Genomic DNA, 717 nt, shown 5'->3' with positions numbered 1-717 from the left:
AGCACATGTCGGCGTCGCCGGGCCCGGAGAGCCGCTGCAGCCTGCGCAGGTCCGAGAGGCCCTCGGTGGCCGGGAAGTCCTCCTTGTAGGACTCCGGGAACATCGTGGCGTAGCGCTGGCCCAGCTCCGTCGCGGACTCGGTGCCCGCGGTGACCGCCGTCTGCTCGGCGAGCACGGCGTCCACCATGAGGTCGTCCCAGCTGCGCGCCGCCTCGGACAGTCGCTGCTGAATGCTCGCGGTGTCCGGCTCGATGTCGCTCTGCGGGTCGGTGTGCACCATGAAGTGCACGCGCGCCAGCGCCGACTCGCCGATGCGNNTCGCGGCGCAGGAACAGCCGCAGCTTGCGGCGCTCCGCCAGCGCCAGCACCTTCGTGGTGGTCTGGAACAGCGACTCGGGATCGGTGGAGAACAGCTCGGTGCGCGGGTAGTTCTGGATCACCTCGAGCATCCGCTGCCCCGAGTAGGAGGCCAGCGGGAAGCCCGCGCGGTGGATCACCTGGCGCACCCGGCGCTCCATCACCGGGATGTCGAGCACGTTCTCGTGCAGCGCGGTGGTGGTGAAGACGCCGAGGAAGCGGTGCTCGCCGCTGACCTCGCCGTTGTCGCCGAAGGTCTTCACACCCACGTAGTACGGGTAGACCGAGCGGTGCACCGTGGACGGCGCGCTGGCCTGCGTGAGCACCAGAAGTTCCTTCGCCAGCGCCTGCGCGGCGGCG

General features: G+C 70.2%; 1 pseudogene. It reads right to left on the bottom strand.

The features are described from left to right. Window positions 1-717 (bottom strand): annotated as a pseudogene (locus tag CCN37_RS37655) (NAD-glutamate dehydrogenase); the annotation flags it as partial.

Source organism: Allokutzneria sp. NRRL B-24872, from assembly GCF_002155965.1.
In the GTDB taxonomy this organism is placed as follows: domain Bacteria; phylum Actinomycetota; class Actinomycetes; order Mycobacteriales; family Pseudonocardiaceae; genus Allokutzneria.
This window is presented reverse-complemented; position numbering and strand designations above follow the sequence as displayed.